Below are 18,107 nucleotides of genomic sequence, written 5' to 3' on the forward strand. Positions count from 1 at the left end.
AGCTGTATTATTTCAAATATAAAAACATTGCTGTCGCGTTTACGGCAATTTCAAGGAAACTTCGTGATGACCTATGTACCTCTGCCCAGAGCCCTGCCGCAAGAACGAGGCGTCGATCCTCGGGGGATTGTCGATTTTCTCTCGGCGGTCGACGACGCCGGGATCGAGCTGCACAGCTTCATGCTCTATCGCCAGGGTGCAGTGGTGGCGGAGGCGTTCTGGCAGCCGTATTCGGCTCGACGCATGCACGTGCAGCATTCGGCGACCAAGAGTTGGACGGCCACCGCCGTGGGTTTGCTGGTCGACGATGGCCGGCTGAAGCTCGATGACAAGGTCGTCAGCTTTTTTCCCGAGCTGTGCCCGCCACACATCAGCGCCAACCTCGCCGCCATGACCGTCGAAGACCTGCTGACCATGCGCACCGGTCATCGGCGGGGCATTTCCGGTGGCGCCTGGCGCAATCTGCAGAGCAGCTGGGTTGAAGCTTTTCTGCAGGAGCCGGTGGACGAACCGCCAGGCCAGTCGTTCATCTACAGCAGCGCCTCAAGCTTCATGCTCTCGGCCATCGTCACCCGGGTGAGCGGGCAAACCATGCAGGCCTTGATGGATGAACGCATCCTGGATTTTCTCGGGCTGGACAAACTGGAGTGGGATCTCGCCCCAGGCGGATACAACTCCGGCGGTAATGGCCTGAGCTGCACCACCGAAGATTCACTGAAATTCGGCGTGCTGCATTTGCACCAGGGCCAGTGGCAGGGCCGGCAGTTGCTGTCGCCGCAGTGGATCGCGCAAGCCACGCGCAACCAGGTCGAAGACGTCTGGATGGGTGAATTCGATGGCAAGCAGTACCTGCCGCGTGACAAGAACGCCGCCAGTGAAGCGCAGCGCGAAGGTTATGGCTATCAGTGGTGGATGACCCGCCATGGCGGTTACTACGCCTCTGGGGTGTTCGGCCAGTACTGCATGGTGCTGCCTGATCAGGACACGGTGCTGGCCTTTACCTGTGGCCTGCAACTGGGCGAGCGGCGGTTGCAAGGGGCGATCTGGGAACACCTGTTCCCGGCGCTCGGGCGTGAGAGTGCCAATCCCGAACCTGCCCAGGCGCACCTGCAGTCGCTGATCGAGGGCCTGCGCTTACCCACGCTGCAAGGCCTGTGCGAATCACCCCAGGCCCAAGCGCTGCAAGGTCGTTACGCGATCGAGCCGAACGAGGATGGCGTGAAGGAAATCGGCTTCGAGTTTGACCATGGCGAATGCGCTTTCAGCCTGGTCGATCATCGCGGCACCCATCGTCTGCGAGTCGGTTTTCAGCAACCGTTGGAATCCATCACCAGCCTTACCGGCAACTACTTGCATCACCAGTACCAGCCGGAGCACACCCCGGTCATCGCCCATGGGCGCTGGACGCCAGAAGGGGAGCTGCGAATGGACTGGCGCTTCGTCGAAACCGCCTTTGGCGACCATGTCCGCTGTCGCCTGGAGGAGGGGCGCCTGCTGTTCGATCGCGGCGTCAACACCAATGCCGGCTCGATGCAGCGCCCGACACTGACCGGAACACGCATCTGACCTTTTTTTGATTCAACGGAGCACAGTAGATGAACCAGACCTCGACTTCAGCGCTGTGGGCGCCTTTTACCCCAATGCGCCAGTTCAATCGCCAACGACTGCTGATCGACAGCGCCGAGGGCATGCACTACACCACCACCGATGGCCGCCGGGTGCTCGACGCCATGGCCGGGCTCTGGTGCGTGAACGCCGGGCATGGCCAGGCGCGAATCGTTGAAGCCATTCGCGAAGCGGCAGGACGGCTCGACTTCGTGTCTTCGTTCAAGATGAGCCACCCGGCGGCTCTGGAGCTGGCCGATCAACTGGTGGTAAAGGCCCCGGCTGGCCTGGATAAAGTGTTTTTTACCAACTCCGGCTCCGAGGCGGTGGACACCGCGCTGAAGATCGCCCGTGCCTACCATCAAGCCCGTGGCGACTGCCGCCGAACCAAACTGATCGGGCGCGCCAAGGGTTATCACGGCATGGGCTTCGGTGGGCTTTCGGTGTCGGGCATTGGCCGGCAGAAGCGTGACTTCGGCCCGCTGCTCGGCGACGTCGCGCACCTGCCACTGCCGTACGACGCCAGCCTGCGTTTCAGCGCCGGCCAGCCAGACCAGGGCGCTCACTACGCCGACGCTTTGCTGCAGCTGCTGGAAATTCACGACCCGGCGACGGTCGCGGCGGTGATCGTCGAGCCGGTCACCGGGTCGGGCGGTGTGTATGCGCCGCCGCTGGGTTACCTGCAGAGACTGCGCGAAATTTGCGATCGGCATGGCGTGCTGCTGATTTTCGATGAAGTCATCAGCGGTTTCGGGCGAGTGGGCGAATCATTTGCAGCGCAGCGATTCGGCGTGACGCCGGACCTGATGACCCTGGCCAAGGGTTTGACCAATGGCGCCGTGCCCATGGGGGCTGTGCTGGTCAGCGCAGCCGTTTACCAAGCCTTCATGAGCGGCCCCGAACAGGGCATCGAGTTGATGCACGGCTACACCTATTCCGCCCACCCGCTGGCCTGTGCCGCTGGGCTTGCGACCTTGGCGGTGCATGAGGAACTGGGCATCAATGCGCATGTGAGGCACGTTGAGCCAGTCTGGCAGACCGCGGCGCTGGCCCTGCGCGAGCAGGGGTTGGTGCACGACGTTCGGGCCATTGGTTTGTTGTGCGCGGTAGAACTCAAACCGCGTGACGGCGCGCCAGGCGCTCGTGCGGCCGAGGCCGCCCAGCGTTGTTTCGACGCCGGGGTGCTGGTGCGCGCTTCAGGGGAGAACATCGTGCTGTCCCCGCCGCTTATTGTCAGCGAAGAGCAGATCGCACTGGTCTTCGACACCTTGCGCCGCGCCCTCGACCAGACCGCCTGAGGCTCAACTATGAATTACCTGGATTTCTACATCGATGGCGAATGGGTCAAGGCCCAGGGCGGCGCAACGCTGGAGGTGATAAACCCGTCCACCGAGCGCTCGGTGGGCGCTATCAGCCTGGGCACACCAGCGGATCTCGAGTCTGCGGTTGCGGCAGCCAGACGGGCATTTGCGTCCTACTCGCAATGGTCACGAGAGCAACGCCTGGAACTGCTGGCGGCAATCATCGAGGGTTATAGATCCCATGGCGACGCCCTGGCCGAGCTGGTGCACAAGGAAATGGGCGCGCCGCTGTCACTCGCCCGTAGCGCCCATGTTCCAGCGGGCCTGGGGCATTTGCAGCGGGCCTTTGAGGTGTTGCGCAGCTATGACTTCGACCGCGCTCACGGCAGCACGCTGATCAGTCGCGAGCCGATCGGCGTCTGTGGCCTGATCACTCCGTGGAACTGGCCCCTCAACCAGCTCACCTGCAAACTGGCACCGGCATTGGCCACCGGTTGCACCATGGTGCTCAAGCCCAGCGAAAAGGCGCCTCTGTCGGCGATGCTGCTGGCCGAGATTTTTCACCGGGCCGGTGTGCCCAAGGGCGTGTTCAACCTGGTCAATGGCGACGGCCCCACCATTGGCGACGGCATCGCCCGTCATCCAGACATCGACATGGTCTCGTTCACCGGCTCCACAGGGGCGGGGATCGCTGTTGCCAAAGCGGCAGCGGCGTCAGTCAAGCGCGTGTCCCAGGAGTTGGGCGGCAAGTCAGCCAATCTGATCCTGCACGGTGCGGATTTCGAATCGGCGGTGCGCCATGGGGTCAGCAGCTGTTTTCGCAACAGTGGGCAGTCGTGCAACGCACCCACCCGCTTGCTGGTCCCGCGCGCCTTGCAGCAGCAAGCGGTTGAAATCGCCCGGGCCGTGGCGGCCGAGGTCTGTTTTGATGACAGCAATGGCGCTACGGCCATGGGGCCGCTGGCCAATCTGGCGCAGTTCGACAGGGTTCAGGCTTTGATCGCTGGCGCCATCGGTCAAGGGGCATCGGCGGTGTGTGGTGGGGTGGGGCGGCCGGCTGGCGTCACTCAGGGCTACTACGTCAAGCCAACGGTGTTTGCCGACGTGACCTCGGACATGCCGATTGCCCGCGAGGAAGTGTTCGGGCCGGTGTTGGTGATCATGCCTTACGACACCGAGGACGAAGCCGTGGAGATCGCCAATGACAGTCCATACGGACTGTCGGGGTACGTAACCGCCGGCACTCTGGAGCATGCCCGCAAGGTTGCTCGAAGGCTGCGCACCGGCATGGTCCACCTCAATGGCAGCAAGGCCGACAACGGCGCCCCCTTCGGTGGTTACAAGCAGTCGGGTAACGGCCGCGAGTGGGGCGTTCATGGATTTGAGGACTATCTGGAACTGAAGTCGATGTTTGGTTACCAGTCTGACCTCTAGAGGTATTTATCCGTCACGGCGCCTTCCGAGGCGCTGGACACGGTCTTCGCATATTTGGCCAGCACCCCACGCTTGTACTTGGCCTCCGGACGCACCCAGGCGGTCTTGCGCCGGGCCAGTTCCGCTGCGGATACGTCCACCGTGATCTGCCGGGTTTCGGCGTCGATAACGATCCGGTCGCCATCCTCAATCAGCGCGATCGGCCCGCCCTCGAATGCCTCCGGGGTGATATGCCCGACCACAAAACCATGGGAGCCGCCGGAGAAGCGGCCATCGGTGATCAGCGCCACTTCCTTGCCCAGCCCCTTGCCCATTACCGCCGAAGTCGGCGAAAGCATTTCGCGCATGCCCGGGCCGCCCTTGGGTCCTTCGTAGCGGATCACGATGACGTCGCCTGCCTGCACCTCGCCATCGAGAATGCCCGCCAGCGCGCCTTCTTCGCCGTGATAGACCCGGGCCGTGCCTTCAAAGCGCAGGCCCTCCTTGCCGGTGATTTTCGCTACCGCGCCATCGGGGGCCAGGTTGCCCCGCAGTACCACCAGGTGGGAGTCTTTTTTTACCGGCTGGTCGAAGGGCAGGATCACGTCCTGGCCGGCCACGTAATCGGCGACGTCGCGCAGGTTTTCGGCGAGGGTCTTACCGGTCACGGTCATGACGTCGCCATGCAACATGCCGGCGTCGAGCATGCGTTTCATCAGCGGCTGGATGCCGCCGATGGCGACCAGTTCGCTCATCATGTATCGGCCGCTGGGCCGCAGGTCGGCGACTACCGGGGAGACTTTGCCGAGTTCGACGAAATCATCCAGCGTCAGCTCGACATCCACCGCGTGGGCCATGGCCAGCAGGTGCAACACTGCGTTGGTCGAGCCCGCGAGGGCGATCACCACGCGAATCGCGTTTTCAAAGGCCTTGCGGGTCATGATGTCCCGGGGCTTGAGGTCCAGCTTGAGCAACTCCATGACCTGTTGCCCGGCGCGGAAGCTGTCCGAGGTCTTGTCGTTGCCGACTGCGTCCTGGGAGCTGGAGCCGGGCAGACTCATGCCCAGTGCCTCGATGGCCGACGCCATGGTGTTGGCCGTGTACATGCCGCCGCAGGAACCAGGCCCGGGAATGGCCACTTCCTCGATCTGCTTGACCTGGATCTCGTTGATGTCGCCGCGCGCATGCTGGCCCACGGCTTCAAACACGGAAATGATGTCGGTATGCCCGGCGCCGGGGCGAATCGTGCCGCCATAGACAAAAATCGAAGGGCGGTTGAGCCGCGCCATGCCGATCAGGCAGCCCGGCATGTTCTTGTCGCAGCCGCCCACCGTCACCAGGCCGTCGAAGCCTTCGCAACCGGCCACCGTTTCGATTGAATCGGCAATGACCTCACGCGACACCAGCGAGTACTTCATGCCTTCGGTGCCGTTGGCGATACCGTCGGAAATGGTGATGGTGTTGAAGATCACGCCTTTGGCGCCAGCCGCATTCGCTCCGCGTTCGGCCTCGATCGCGAGTTTGTCGATGTGCATGTTGCACGGGGTGACCATCGCCCAGGTCGAGGCAATGCCGATCTGCGGCTTGGCAAAATCCTCGTCGGTAAAGCCTACCGCCCGCAGCATGGCGCGCCCGGGCGAGCGCTCTACGCCGTCGACCACCAGGGAGGAATATTTGCGCAAATCGGGTTTGTCGCTCATCGCGGTGCCTCGCCAAGTCGTTGGGAAAAACACCTTGAGTATAGTGGCCTGGGCGTCTGCAGCCGGACCAACAAGTCGGGAACAGACGCGCGGGTTTGTCCTGACGTGATATTCTTTGCCACTACTTGGTTCGATCCATTCAGTTTGCGTGTCCTTGAGACGCGCCAACGGAATCACTGTCGCTCAAGCAGCTGAAGCCAATAACGATAAGAAGTCAGTTCAGTAGGGACATATAAACTGAGGTCGATGCAGTCAATCGGCCTTGTGTGCCCACCCTCCAATCCAGCGGCGCGAGCACCCACGACATCCTGCCTGAATGTCGTGAAACAAGGGGCCCGAGACTGCGGATGGCAGGGCGGATGGCGTTTTATCATAGGTGCTACAGATGTTTAAGAAAATGAACACGGCCCTGCTGGGGCTGGCTTTGTCGATGGGGATCACGTCCGTTCAGGCGGAAGAGGCAAAGAAAGTTGATGTGCTGCTGATCGGCGGCGGCATCATGAGCGCGACCCTGGGTGTGTGGCTCAACGAGCTGGAACCTGGCACCTCGATGGAAATGATCGAGCGCCTGGACGGCGTGGCGCAGGAAAGCTCCAACGGCTGGAACAACGCCGGTACCGGTCACTCCGCCTTGGCTGAGCTGAACTACACCCCGGAAGACGACAAGGGCAACGTACAGATCCCGAAAGCCGTTGAAATCAACGAGGCCTTCCAGATCTCCCGTCAGTTCTGGGCCTGGCAGGTTCAGCAAGGCGTGCTGAAGAACCCGCGTTCGTTCATCAACTCCACTCCGCACATGAGCTTTGTGTGGGGCGACGACAACATCCAGTTCCTCAAAAAGCGCTACGAAGCCCTGCAGGCGAGCCCGCTGTTCGCCGGCATGCAGTACTCCGAAGACCCGGCTGTGATCAGCAAGTGGGTACCGCTGATGATGGAAGGACGTGACCCGAAACAGAAGATCGCTGCCACTTGGTCGCCGATCGGCACCGACGTCAACTTCGGCGAAATCACACGCCAGTTCGTCGCGCATCTGCAAACCACTCCAAAGTTCGACCTGAAGTTGTCCAGCGAAGTGCAGGACATCACCCGCAACGACGACGGCACCTGGCGCGTCAGCTATAAAAACCTGAAAGACGGCAGCAAGTTCGAAACCGACGCCAAGTTCGTCTTCATCGGCGCCGGCGGTGGTGCCCTGCACCTGCTGCAGAAGTCCGGTATTCCCGAAGCCAAGGAATATGCAGGCTTCCCGGTTGGCGGCTCCTTCTTGGTGACCGAGAACCCGACCATTGCCGAGCAACACTTGGCCAAGGCCTACGGCAAAGCCTCCGTTGGCGCGCCGCCAATGTCGGTTCCGCACCTGGACACCCGTGTCCTGGATGGCAAGCGCGTGATCCTGTTTGGCCCATTCGCGACCTTCAGCACCAAGTTCCTGAAAGAAGGTTCGTACCTGGACCTGCTGACCACCACGACCACGCACAACGTGTGGCCAATGACCAAGGTCGGCATCAAGGAATACCCGCTGGTCGAGTACCTCGCTGGGCAGCTGATGCTGTCTGACGAAGACCGCCTCAACGCGCTGAAGGAATACTTCCCGAACGCCAAGGCTGAAGACTGGCGCCTGTGGCAAGCCGGCCAGCGCGTGCAAATCATTAAACGTGATGAAGCTGCTGGTGGCGTGCTGAAGCTGGGCACCGAGATCGTTGCTTCGCAAGACGGCTCCATCGCCGGCCTGCTGGGCGCCTCCCCAGGCGCATCGACTGCCGCGCCGATCATGCTGACCGTGCTGCAGAAGGTGTTCAAGGACAAGGTCGCTTCCCCGGCCTGGCAGGAAAAGCTGCATCAAATCGTGCCGAGCTATGGCACTCAGTTGAACGGCAATCCTGAAAAAGTCGCCGAAGAGTGGGCCTATACCTCTAAAGTCCTGCAACTGACCCCGCCGCCGGCGATTGGTCAGGTAGCGGCTCCGGCGGCTGCTCCGGCTGATGCCGAGAAGACTGCACCGAAAGCTAATGCTGCAAGCGACATGGCTTTGTAAGTAGAAGCGCTGTTGCACAGCCCGCTGAACCGGTAACGGTCAGCGGGCTTTTTTGTGGGTGTTTATTGTTCGTGAAATAGGAAAGTTCTTACGGTAAGTCGGAAGTTTGAAGTGTGAAACTTCTGATATTGATCAATGGCATCTGAAAACTTACTGGGGTTTGTGGTTGGAATAAATCTAGCTGATTTAGGGTGGGTCACTGCAAGTTGCGACGCAGGTCAGCAACTTCGTCAGCACTTTGCCCTTGTCAGGAAGACGCACAATGGTGTTATGGAACATCGTGCCCTCATGGTTCGAAATCGAAGACCGGCTAACTCACGATATGGGTTATCAGGGCGGACATGCACGAATACAGTTCAATGAATATAGAGCCTCCCTTGGTCTGACTATCCGGCGAGTGCATAACGTCAGGACCGCGTTCGCTCGAGCAGAGTGGATTGCCACCGGGTCCTTGAGACAGCGCTTCGCTAACCTGGACATCTGCAGCATCCTCACGGAACTGATCAGCGTCATTAATCAAATGGCCATGATCGTCGCCGGCAGCGTTTTGGCCGGCGGTGTGATTGGCGCTGGAGTGGGGGCATTTGCGGGAGGTGCTGGCGCCATTCCAATCGGGATGGCTGGCGCCGCCATGGGCTTGCAAGTCAGCTCCTGGATTCTCGGTGTACTGGGCCTGGTGTCGATTGCCGAGTTCTTCGTCGAGGGGCTGCCACGCATTGGCGGGTACTATCTGGACGGCATCAACATCGCCTGGAGAGGCTCCCAGGGCGATGAGGGATTAGACCCCTATGGCCGTGATGAGCCCTTTGCTGTGGACAGAGCCTCCCAGCACATTGCCCAAGGGCACGAAGAAGTCGTCATCCTCTTGCTGGGTGCAATCGTTGCCTACCTCACGCGAGGACGAGGCAATGCGCAGGTTTTGGCCCGCGAGATGCAAGCAAGTGCCAAGGGCACGCGGCTGGGGCAGTGGATGCTCAAGCATGAAGAGGCACTTAAAAAACACCCAGACCTGCAGCCCCCGAAACCGCAAAAAGGCGCAATCGCTCCCCAGGAATGGCCACAGCCCACACGCCGGCAACCGGAGCATCCATCACCGAAAAAACCCTTGGGCATGCCGGAGCACAAGGTGCCATGCTTCAACGTAAGCAATAAGCATGGCGAGAAAATTCCGGAATTTGATCGGCAGTTGGCGGGGCAGGAAAGAGGGTTGAATGATCTGAGTGTCGATGAGTATTTGAGGGGGCGGGAGGCTTTTAGGTCGAGGAGTGCGGTGCGGGATCCGAAGGTGGCTGCGCAGGCGCGGGCTGAGCTGAGTCGTGATTTGGAGAAACAAAGTATTAAGGAATTGAGGAAAGGCGGGGTATCTCTCGAGCAAGCAGAGGTTTTAGCCAAGGAATTGGTGTTGCAGAAAATGGCAACGTTATCGGCCTTGCATAATCCAGATTTGTTTGCAGGTGGAAAGGATATGATCAGCGATTTCGGTGATCGTCGTATCAACGCAAGCATTGGTCCGCAGTGGTCAAGCCGTATAAGTGGCCTGGATGCAGCCGCCGCAAAAATTCCAGCATCCGTTCGGGAAACGACGAAAATCAACGCGAAACTTGAGAGATGTAGATAAGGAGTTGGTTATGGATGAGGATTTCGCTTTTTTTATCAAGAGATTCGGCCCTGAAACCTCGCGTCAGGAAGTTCCAGTGTCGAGCATATTACGTTATCGAAATAAGCTCCCAGATCAATTGCTTCGATACTGGGAGGAATATGGCTGGTGCGGTTATGCGGACGGCCTATTTTGGACAGTTAATCCCCAGGAATACGAACATTTAATAGCTGACTGGCTTGCTGATACCGAATTATGCGAACAGGATAACTGTCATGTCATTGCACGAGGTGCATTCGGTGAGCTCTATGTCTGGGGGGAAGAGAGTGGTGAATACTTGACGATCACTTCTTGCATGGCGCGCTACTCGAAACACCCGCCCGTATTTACCGGTAAAGAAATGGACTTCGGAATTCGAGTGTTTTTCTCATCAATGAAGCGCGAATATAATGACCTGGAAGGGCTTTTCGAACCGGCTTTGAGAAAGCTGGGAAAACTCGACGCCACCGAGATGTATGGCCTAGTGCCCGCTTTGGCTTTAGGTGGATCTATAGAGCTGAAAAATTTAGAGAAGGTCAAAATCATCGAGCATCTGGAGTTGTTGTCTCAATTGTCTCCGCTTGCCGATTGGGCTTTTCCGGAAATATAGAAGTCCCACAGACCTTGTATCGCTCACATGGAGATAAATCTTGGATGAGGATTTCGCGTTTTTTACACAGCAGTTTGGTTCCGGAATCGATCGAGTTGAAGTGTCGGAGTCGAGTATTGCCCGGTATGAAAACAGGCTCCCAGAGCAACTGATTACCTACTGGAAAGACCATGGCTGGTGCGCTTACGGAGATGGGATTTTCTGGACTGTCAATCCGGAAGATTACGATCAGGTATTAACTCAGTGGCTGGCGACATCAGAGTTAAATGTTCAGGACAATCTTCATGTCATTGCCCGTAGTGCTTTTGGCGAACTCTACGTCTGGGGAGAGCGAAGTGGCTATTGCCTCGACATTGCTTCTTACATAGGTCGTTATTCTCGCCGTACCTCTATCTTTGCCGGTGACAAGCTGGATTTTGGGGTTCGAGTGTTTTTTTCATCCATGGATCCCGAACATAACGATGTAAGTGATTTGTTCGCACCTGCGCGGGAAAAACTTGGTCTGCTGAAAGCGGATGAAATGTATGGCTTCGTTCCCGCTCTTGCACTAGGTGGGTCGATAACGTTGGAGAGTTTGCAAAAGGTAAAAACCATCGAGCATCTGGAGTTTTTGTCCCAGTTGACTCCTCTCACCGACTGGGGCTTTCCGGACATCTAAATGAGGTCGCGGCCACTACGCAGGCTTCGCCAGCTGCTACAGTGGGCGTATTGCCACTACTCACTGCAGTCGCCAACTGAAAAGGATTTTCTCGATGCATAAGCTGATTTTGCTGGTCATGCTGGCCGTAGCGATCACCGGGTGCTCCAGCCGCAAGGATTTTTACGCCACTGGCGGCAGCCGCGCGGATGGCTCGATTGATATGGCATACGATTTCAAACCCTTTGAAACGCCTATTGTTGATATCAACCAGGCGGAGGCAGTAGCCTCCAGCAAATGCGCTGTCTGGGGATATGAGCGTGCCGAGCGATTCGGCGGGCAAATCCAGAATTGCCGTGCCAGTGATGCTTGGGGCAATTGCACCGCTGGCCAGGTAGTCGTCAAGTATCAGTGCATCGGCAACATCACTCCGTCAACTCAGGCAGCAGCGCCGGCAGTCACACCCGTTGCGCCAGGAATCATGTCGGCGGCCCAGTACAAGGAAACTCGGTTGAAGGCGTTGATGGACAAAAACCTGCCTTACAGCGAGTACCAGAAGCAATATCACGCGATCATGGCGGAGTAATTCTTGTTCCCCCTGATCCGTATTTTTCATCGCCATCTGCATCTGTAATGCAAACAGTCTGCGGGTCACAATAACTGCACATTGATCATGCAGGAGCCCCTTAATGGGCAAGATGGCGCTTTTCCTCGGTGGTTTTCTGGTATTGACTGTGCTGATTGGCGCATTGGCCACAATCTCTCCTGTCTGACTTCAATACCGGCACACAGCAAAACGCCTCCACTGATGGAGGCGTTTGCGTTTTCCGGGTGCTTACTTCACATCAAAGCGATCCAGATTCATCACCTTGGTCCACGCCGCAACGAAGTCCTTGACGAATTTTTCCTTGCTGTCGCTGCTCGCATACACCTCCGCAATCGCCCGCAACTGCGCATTCGATCCAAACACCAGGTCCACGCGCGTCCCGGTCCATTTCACCTGGCCGGTCTTGCGGTCGCGTCCTTCGAACTCCTGTGCATCATCTGAAGTGGGTTTCCATTCGACTCCCATGTCCAGTAGGTTGGTAAAGAAGTCGTTGGTCAAGGCTTCCGGCCGTTGGGTGAACACGCCATGCTTGGTCTGGCCGACGTTGGTGTTGAGTACACGCAGGCCGCCAATCAACGCGGTCATTTCCGGGGCGGTCAAGGTCAGCAGTTGCGCCTTGTCGATCAGCAGGGCCTCGGCCGGTACGGTGTAGCGGGTCTTGAGGAAGTTGCGGAAGCCGTCGGCGACAGGTTCGAGGAAGGCGAAGGACTCGACGTCTGTCTGCTCCTGGGTTGCATCGGTCCTGCCCGGCGTGAAAGGCACGCTAAGATCGACCCCGGCATTTTTCGCGGCCTGTTCGACACCGGCGTTTCCGGCCAGGACAATCAGGTCGGCCAGCGAGACTTTTTTGCCGCCGCTGTTGAACTCGTTCTGGATGCTTTCGAGCTTGGCCAACACGCCACCGAGCTGGTCCGGCTGGTTGGCCTGCCAGGATTTCTGTGGGGCCAGGCGCAGGCGTCCGCCGTTGGCGCCGCCGCGTTTGTCGGAGCCGCGGAAGGTCGAGGCTGCGGCCCAGGCGGTTGATACCAGCTGCGAGACGGACAGGCCGCTGGCCAGGAGCTTGCTCTTGAGTGCAGCGACGTCGCTGTCGTTAATCAACTCGTGGTCGACTTCGGGGATCGGGTCTTGCCACAGCAGTTCTTCGCTGGGCAGTTCCGGGCCGAGGTAGCGCGAGAGTGGGCCCATGTCGCGATGGATCAGCTTGAACCAGGCGCGGGCGAAGGCATCAGCCAGTTGCTCGGGGTTCTGCAGGAAGCGCCGGGAGATGGGTTCGTAGATCGGGTCGAAGCGCAGCGCCAGGTCCGAGGTGAGCATGGTCGGATTGCGGCGTTTGTTCGGGTCGTGGGCATCGGGAATGATGCCGGCACCCGCACCGTTCTTCGGAGTCCACTGGTGCGCGCCGGCCGGACTTTTGGTCAGTTCCCAATCGAAGCCGAACAGATTTTCCAGATAGTTGTTGCTCCACTGGGTGGGCGTAGTGGTCCAGGTCACTTCCAAGCCGCTGGTGATGGTGTCCGGGCCTTTGCCAGTGCCGAAACTGTTTTTCCAACCGAAGCCCTGTTCTTCCAGACCCGCCGCTTCCGGTTCCGCGCCGACGTTGTCCGCAGGGCCGGCGCCGTGGGTTTTGCCGAACGCGTGGCCGCCAGCGATCAGGGCGACGGTCTCTTCATCGTTCATGGCCATGCGGCCGAAGGTTTCGCGGATGTCCAACGCTGATTTGACCGGGTCGGGCTCACCTTCCGGGCCTTCGGGGTTGACGTAGATCAGGCCCATTTGCACTGCGGCCAGGGGTTTTTCCAGGTGGCGGCCAGGTTCGACCCGGCTGTCTTCGTTCTCGCCGGGTTCGGCTACCAGTGGGCCTTCGCCGGGTTTCTGCATGGGCTCCTTGTGGCCTTGATCATAACGAGAGTCGCCGGCCAGCCATTTGTTTTCCGAACCCCAGTAGACGTCTTCGTCGGGCTCCCAGACATCCGCACGGCCGCCGGAGAAACCAAAGGTCTTGAAGCCCATGGACTCGAGTGCGACGTTGCCGGTGAGGACGATCAGGTCGGCCCAGGAAATGTTGCGTCCGTATTTTTGCTTGATCGGCCACAGCAGGCGGCGCGCCTTGTCCAGGCTGACGTTGTCCGGCCAGCTGTTGAGGGGGGCGAAACGTTGTTGCCCGGAACCGGCCCCGCCCCGACCATCGGCGGTGCGATAGGTGCCGGCGCTGTGCCAGGCCATGCGGATGAACAGCGGCCCGTAGTGACCAAAGTCAGCCGGCCACCAGTCTTGCGAGTCGGTCATCAGTGCGCGCAGATCTTGCTTGAGTGCCTGGAAGTCCAGGCTCTTGAACGCCTGCGCATAGTCGAAGCCTTCGTCCAGGGGATCGGACAGGGACGAATGCTGGTGCAGGATCTTCAGATTCAGTTGGTTCGGCCACCAATCGCGGTTCGTTGTGCCACCGCCTGCGGCGTGATTGAACGGGCATTTCGATTCATTTGCCATGTGTGAGCTACCTTTGGTCGTGATCATCCGGGCTATCCGCACCTTGGGGCACGGCCAGCTTATGGCGCCAGAGCAGGACTAAGGTTAGACCCGACTTGGGAAGTCAGCTAATAGGGGGAGTGTTGGGCGGTGATAGGGAGAGTCTCTTGGCTGGAATTGGGTGCGGGTGTGAATTTGGCGAAAGGTTTACAAATCCCGCAATCACCACGGGTCCTGTAGGAGTGAGCCTGCTCGCGATGGCGTCAAGCCAGTCAACATCATTGCTGGATGAACCATTGCCATCGCGGGCAAGCCTTGCTCCCACAGGCGCCGGCACGGGTCAGTTCACTACAAAACCTGCTCCAACCGGATCGTTGCGCTCGATAACCCAGCGCGAGGTCCCCAGGATACTTGCGGTGCCCTTGACGGTTGGGCGCACCGCGCGGGTGCCGTTGAGGTCGACTTCGCCCAACAGGCAACCTTCAAACGTGCCGCTGCCCAGCAGGCCTTCAGACAGGATCGGCTGGTTCAGGCCGAGTTTTCCCCGTGCTTCGAACATTGCCATCATCGCGCTCGTGCCCGTGCCGCCTGGAGATCGGTCGAGTTGGCCGGCACTGAACACGTGGACGTTCTTGTAGAACGCGCGGTCGATGGTTGCCGGGTGCCAGAACGTGATGAAGTTGAGGTCGTTGATGTGCTCCTCGGTCGGGTGCTGGATCTTCAGCTGTTTCTGGATCTGGTCCCTAGCCAGCAGGCCAAGGCGCGACAGCTCGCTGCCGTTCTGCGGGCTGATGCGCAGGTCGCAGTTGGTCAGGTCGACGATGCCGAAGTAATTGCCGCCCCAGACCAGGTCGGCCTTCAGGTCGCCGTAGCCGGGCAGGTGCACGGGAATGTCCTGGGCCGCCACGTAAGCCGGCACGTTTTCGAAACGGGTCCAGAGCACGGTGTCGCCTTCGGAGGCAACTTCCGCAACGACCAGCCCGGCGGTGGTTTCAAAGCGGATCTTGGTGATGCCATCGGCGCCACGCGGCACCAGGCCCAGGGCAACCATGGCCATGCTCACGGCGATGGTGCCGTGACCGCACATGTGCGAATAGACGCTGCCGTCCATGTAGATCAGGCCGGCGTCGAACTCGCTGCTCGACGGCGGGGTGAGAAACACCCCGAACATGTCCTTGTGGCCGCGCGGTTCCTGCATCAGCGCCTTGCGCAGCCAATCGTAGTTCTGCTCAAGAAAGGCACGCTTGGCCAGAATGGTCGAACCTGCGGGGTAGGGAATGCCGCTGTGCACGATGCACAGTGGTTCACCTTCGGTATGGGTATAGATGACATCGAACGTGTCTTGCATACGCATGACTGAACTCCTGGCTTTCGGGGTGTAGGTGTGGGGGGTTATTTGCGTTCTGACAAAAGGTCGAGACCGATGCACAGGTCGAGGATTATCACGGCGAGGACCACCACGACGATGGTTGCCCCGGAGGCGGCGGCGATCGTCGGGTCGACGGTGTACTGCACATAGTTGAAGAGCTTCACCGGGATGGTGTTCAAGTCCGGGGTGGTGTTGAAGATCGACAGCTCGACGTTGATCCACGACGAGATGAAGGCAAAGATCGACCCGGTGACGATCCCCGGACGGATCTGTGGCAGCACCACCAGGAAGAAGGTCGCCCAGGGTGTTGCGCCCAGGTCGCTGGACGCTTCTTCCAGTGCCCGCTGTTCTGGCGTGAGCATCGACAGCACCGAGCGCAACACGAATGGCGAGATGATGATCGTGTGGCCGATCAGCAGCGCGAGGAAACTGCGGGTCAAGCCGAAGTAGCCACCGAACTGCAACAGCGCCGCACCCAGGACGATATGCGGGAACACCAGCGGCGAAGTCAGGGCGGCCAGGATCGCGTTTTTACCGGCGAACTCGTAACCCGCAATGGCCAGGGCGGCAGGGACGCTGAGCAGCACTGCGACAAATGTCGCGACCAGCGCCAGCAGCGTACTGGTGGCAAACGAGGCCACGTAGCTCGGGTCGCTGAGCATCTTGGCGTACCAATCCAGCGTCCAGCCTTGAGGCGGGAAGGCGAGGAACGACGTTGCGGTAAACGACACTCCCATGATCACCACCAGCGGCAGCAGCATGTAGCCGAGCACTGCCCAGGCGATCAGGCGAACCAGCATTCGAGTGATCATTGATTGCTCCCTCTGACACTGCCAACTCGACCGGCGAGGCCGACCATGACCAGGGTGAAGATCAGCAGGACGACGCTCAGCGCTCCGCCGTAGTTGAAGTCGAATACCGAGCTGTATTGCTGGAAGATCAACATCGAGAGCACCGAGATTCTCCCGCCAGACAGCAGTGCCGGGGTGACATAGGCGCTGGCTGCCAGAGTGAACACCATGATCGAGCCGGAGATGATCCCGGGCATGGTCAGCGGCAGCACGACGTGGAAAAACGTCGCCCGAGGGCTGGCGCCGAGGTCTTCGGAGGCTTGCTCATAGGCCGGGTCGACCTGCGCCAGGGCGTTGCCGGCCGCCAGGACGATGAACGGCAGCAGGATGTAGACCATGCCGATCAGGATGCCCAATTCGGTGCCCAGGAATCGCACCGGGGTGTCGATCAGGCCGGTATCCATCAGGCTCTGGTTCACCAGGCCCTTGCGCCCCAGCAACACCATCCAGCCGAACGAGCGCACGATGTTGCTGGTGAACATCGGCACCACCAGCAGGATCACGCAAGCGCGACGCCAGGCGCGCCACTTGACGACGCGCACCAGGTACCACGCCAGCGGATAGCCCAGCAGCAACGACACCAGAGTGGTCAATGCGGCAATGCGGAAGGTCACCAGAATGACGTCCCAGTGGTACTGATCGCCCAACACCCGGATGTAGTGATCTAGGGTGAAGGCCTGGTCAGCGCCCTTGGTCAGGCTGGCGAAGATCACCACGGCGAACGGCGCAAGAAAGAACGCCGCGAAAAATGCCAGGGCTGCGAACAGCATCAGCAGCGGGGCGAGCGTCTTGCGTTTCATAGCGATTCCCCGATCAGGTGCAGATGAGCGGGGTTGAAGCCCAGGCGCACGGTACTGCCGGCAATCATCTGCGGGCCGGGAAAACCCATGGTGCGGGCGACGATCATTTGCCCGTCAATCAGGGCATGGATCAGCGTATGGCTGCCGACCGTGACGATGTCGCTGATGGTGCCGTGAATTTCGTGCCGACCGGGCGTCTCGGGCGTTGCAGCATCCAGCACCTGCAGATGTTCCGGGCGCAGGACTGCCACGCCGTGTGCCGCGACTTCGCGGGTATCGCGTGTGAGCGGTTGCTGGCGAACGCCCAGGCTTATTTCATCGTTGCCGGTGACCTGATACTCGATCAGATTGGCCTCGCCGATGAAGTCGGCGACAAATCGCGAAGCCGGCGCGCTGTAAATGGCGCTGCTGGAGCCGGTCTGTTCGATGCGTCCGGCATTCATCACCACGATACGGTCGGCGATGGTCATCGCTTCTTCCTGATCGTGGGTGACGAAAATGAACGCGATCCCCAGCTTCGCCTGCAGATGCTTGAGTTCCAGCTGCATGCGTTTGCGCAGCTTCATGTCCAGCGCCGACAGGGGTTCGTCGAGCAACAGCAATTTAGGTTTATTGACGATGGCCCGTGCCAGCGCCACACGCTGCTGCTGTCCGCCGGACATACCGCGAGGGTAGCGATCACCCAGGGCTTCAAGGCCCACCAGTGCCAGCGCTTCGCGTGCCCGCTCGCCCGCTTCGCTGCGGTTGACACCCTGGCGGCGCGGACCGTAGGCGACGTTTTCCAACACGGTCATGTGCGGAAACAGCGCGTAGTTCTGAAACACCGTGTTCAATGGCCGACGGTAGGGCGGCAAGCGACTGACGTCCTGGCCATCGATCGCAATGGTCCCGGAGTCAGGCTGCATGAAGCCGGCGATCGAGCGCAGCAGCGTGGTCTTGCCGCAGCCGCTGGGACCGAGCAGCACGATGAACTCGCCTTGCTCGATCTGCAGGTTGATGTTGTCCAGTGCCTGGTAGGGCCCAAAGTTCTTGCAGACGCTGTCGATGCTCAATAAAACTGGCATTGCAGACCTCTTG

The 18,107-nt window shown here is 59.7% G+C and carries 14 protein-coding genes; 8 read left to right on the plus strand and 6 right to left on the minus strand.

Annotation, left to right across the window (positions count from 1 at the left end; all coding sequences use genetic code 11):
• Positions 1-66 precede the first annotated feature (66 nt).
• Genes ORL50_RS14025 through ORL50_RS14035 form a run of 3 tightly spaced genes read left to right on the plus strand, consistent with a single transcriptional unit; the run spans position 67 to position 4,340 of the window.
• Positions 67-1,566 carry a serine hydrolase domain-containing protein gene (locus tag ORL50_RS14025; RefSeq protein ID WP_266015750.1) on the plus strand — a complete coding sequence of 500 codons (1,500 nt, stop codon included), beginning with the start codon at positions 67-69 and terminating at the stop codon, positions 1,564-1,566.
• Between the two features lie 29 nt (positions 1,567-1,595).
• Positions 1,596-2,903, plus strand: coding sequence for an omega-aminotransferase AptA (gene aptA, locus ORL50_RS14030; RefSeq protein WP_266015751.1), 1,308 nt, complete (start codon positions 1,596-1,598; stop codon positions 2,901-2,903).
• A gap of 9 nt (positions 2,904-2,912) precedes the next feature.
• Complete coding sequence (locus ORL50_RS14035) at positions 2,913-4,340, plus strand: aldehyde dehydrogenase family protein (protein ID WP_266015752.1); 1,428 nt, start codon at positions 2,913-2,915, stop codon at positions 4,338-4,340.
• Here ORL50_RS14035 and ilvD read toward each other — a convergent pair.
• Entirely contained in the window at positions 4,337-6,019 is a 1,683-nt protein-coding gene (gene ilvD / locus ORL50_RS14040; protein ID WP_266015754.1) for a dihydroxy-acid dehydratase, read from the minus strand. The two genes, ORL50_RS14035 and ilvD, sit on opposite strands and share 4 nt — an antisense overlap.
• Positions 6,020-6,404: 385 nt before the next feature.
• Here ilvD and mqo point away from each other — a divergent pair, with 385 nt between their 5' ends.
• From mqo to yecR, 5 genes are all read left to right on the plus strand, one after another.
• Positions 6,405-8,054, plus strand: a complete 1,650-nt coding sequence (gene mqo / locus ORL50_RS14045) for a malate dehydrogenase (quinone) (protein ID WP_266015756.1) — start codon at positions 6,405-6,407, stop codon at positions 8,052-8,054.
• 262 nt (positions 8,055-8,316) lie between these two features.
• A complete protein-coding gene (locus tag ORL50_RS14050) occupies positions 8,317-9,672 on the plus strand; it encodes a DUF6861 domain-containing protein (protein WP_266015758.1) in 1,356 nt (451 codons plus the stop codon).
• Between the two features lie 10 nt (positions 9,673-9,682).
• Entirely contained in the window at positions 9,683-10,300 is a 618-nt protein-coding gene (locus ORL50_RS14055) for a GAD-like domain-containing protein (RefSeq protein ID WP_266015760.1), read from the plus strand.
• 40 nt (positions 10,301-10,340) lie between these two features.
• Positions 10,341-10,958 (plus strand): GAD-like domain-containing protein, encoded by a 618-nt coding sequence (locus ORL50_RS14060; RefSeq protein ID WP_266015762.1) that lies wholly within the window; start codon positions 10,341-10,343, stop codon positions 10,956-10,958.
• A gap of 94 nt (positions 10,959-11,052) precedes the next feature.
• A complete protein-coding gene (gene yecR / locus ORL50_RS14065; RefSeq protein WP_266015764.1) occupies positions 11,053-11,523 on the plus strand; it encodes a YecR family lipoprotein in 471 nt (156 codons plus the stop codon).
• 249 nt (positions 11,524-11,772) lie between these two features.
• Here yecR and katG read toward each other — a convergent pair whose 3' ends face one another.
• The 5 genes from katG to ORL50_RS14090 all read right to left on the minus strand — a co-directional run bounded on the left by katG (position 11,773) and on the right by ORL50_RS14090 (position 18,094).
• Positions 11,773-14,031, minus strand: coding sequence for a catalase/peroxidase HPI (gene katG, locus ORL50_RS14070; RefSeq protein WP_266015766.1), 2,259 nt, complete (start codon positions 14,029-14,031; stop codon positions 11,773-11,775).
• Between the two features lie 319 nt (positions 14,032-14,350).
• Positions 14,351-15,364, minus strand: a complete 1,014-nt coding sequence (locus ORL50_RS14075) for a proline racemase family protein (protein ID WP_266015768.1) — start codon at positions 15,362-15,364, stop codon at positions 14,351-14,353.
• A 38-nt stretch (positions 15,365-15,402) separates the two neighbouring features.
• Positions 15,403-16,191 carry an ABC transporter permease gene (locus tag ORL50_RS14080; RefSeq protein ID WP_266015770.1) on the minus strand — a complete coding sequence of 263 codons (789 nt, stop codon included), beginning with the start codon at positions 16,189-16,191 and terminating at the stop codon, positions 15,403-15,405.
• A complete protein-coding gene (locus ORL50_RS14085) occupies positions 16,188-17,030 on the minus strand; it encodes an ABC transporter permease (RefSeq protein WP_266015772.1) in 843 nt (280 codons plus the stop codon). The genes ORL50_RS14080 and ORL50_RS14085 overlap by 4 nt, the downstream gene beginning before the upstream one ends.
• Positions 17,027-18,094 carry an ABC transporter ATP-binding protein gene (locus ORL50_RS14090; RefSeq protein WP_266015773.1) on the minus strand — a complete coding sequence of 356 codons (1,068 nt, stop codon included), beginning with the start codon at positions 18,092-18,094 and terminating at the stop codon, positions 17,027-17,029. The genes ORL50_RS14085 and ORL50_RS14090 overlap by 4 nt, the downstream gene beginning before the upstream one ends.
• Positions 18,095-18,107 lie beyond the last annotated feature (13 nt).

The organism is Pseudomonas sp. RIT-562, assembly GCF_026241895.1.
GTDB classification, from domain to species: domain Bacteria; phylum Pseudomonadota; class Gammaproteobacteria; order Pseudomonadales; family Pseudomonadaceae; genus Aquipseudomonas; species Aquipseudomonas mandelii_F.

Bases quoted from the DNA above. Each gene is read 5' to 3' on its own strand.
- ORL50_RS14025 (WP_266015750.1), top strand. From the start codon at position 67: ATGACCTATGTACCTCTGCCCAGAGCCCTGCCGCAAGAACGAGGCGTC.
- aptA (WP_266015751.1), top strand. From the start codon at position 1,596: ATGAACCAGACCTCGACTTCAGCGCTGTGGGCGCCTTTTACCCCAATG.
- ORL50_RS14035 (WP_266015752.1), top strand. From the start codon at position 2,913: ATGAATTACCTGGATTTCTACATCGATGGCGAATGGGTCAAGGCCCAG.
- ilvD (WP_266015754.1), bottom strand. From the start codon at position 6,019: ATGAGCGACAAACCCGATTTGCGCAAATATTCCTCCCTGGTGGTCGAC.
- mqo (WP_266015756.1), top strand. From the start codon at position 6,405: ATGTTTAAGAAAATGAACACGGCCCTGCTGGGGCTGGCTTTGTCGATG.
- ORL50_RS14050 (WP_266015758.1), top strand. From the start codon at position 8,317: ATGGTGTTATGGAACATCGTGCCCTCATGGTTCGAAATCGAAGACCGG.
- ORL50_RS14055 (WP_266015760.1), top strand. From the start codon at position 9,683: ATGGATGAGGATTTCGCTTTTTTTATCAAGAGATTCGGCCCTGAAACC.
- yecR (WP_266015764.1), top strand. From the start codon at position 11,053: ATGCATAAGCTGATTTTGCTGGTCATGCTGGCCGTAGCGATCACCGGG.
- katG (WP_266015766.1), bottom strand. From the start codon at position 14,031: ATGGCAAATGAATCGAAATGCCCGTTCAATCACGCCGCAGGCGGTGGC.
- ORL50_RS14075 (WP_266015768.1), bottom strand. From the start codon at position 15,364: ATGCGTATGCAAGACACGTTCGATGTCATCTATACCCATACCGAAGGT.
- ORL50_RS14080 (WP_266015770.1), bottom strand. From the start codon at position 16,191: ATGATCACTCGAATGCTGGTTCGCCTGATCGCCTGGGCAGTGCTCGGC.
- ORL50_RS14085 (WP_266015772.1), bottom strand. From the start codon at position 17,030: ATGAAACGCAAGACGCTCGCCCCGCTGCTGATGCTGTTCGCAGCCCTG.
- ORL50_RS14090 (WP_266015773.1), bottom strand. From the start codon at position 18,094: ATGCCAGTTTTATTGAGCATCGACAGCGTCTGCAAGAACTTTGGGCCC.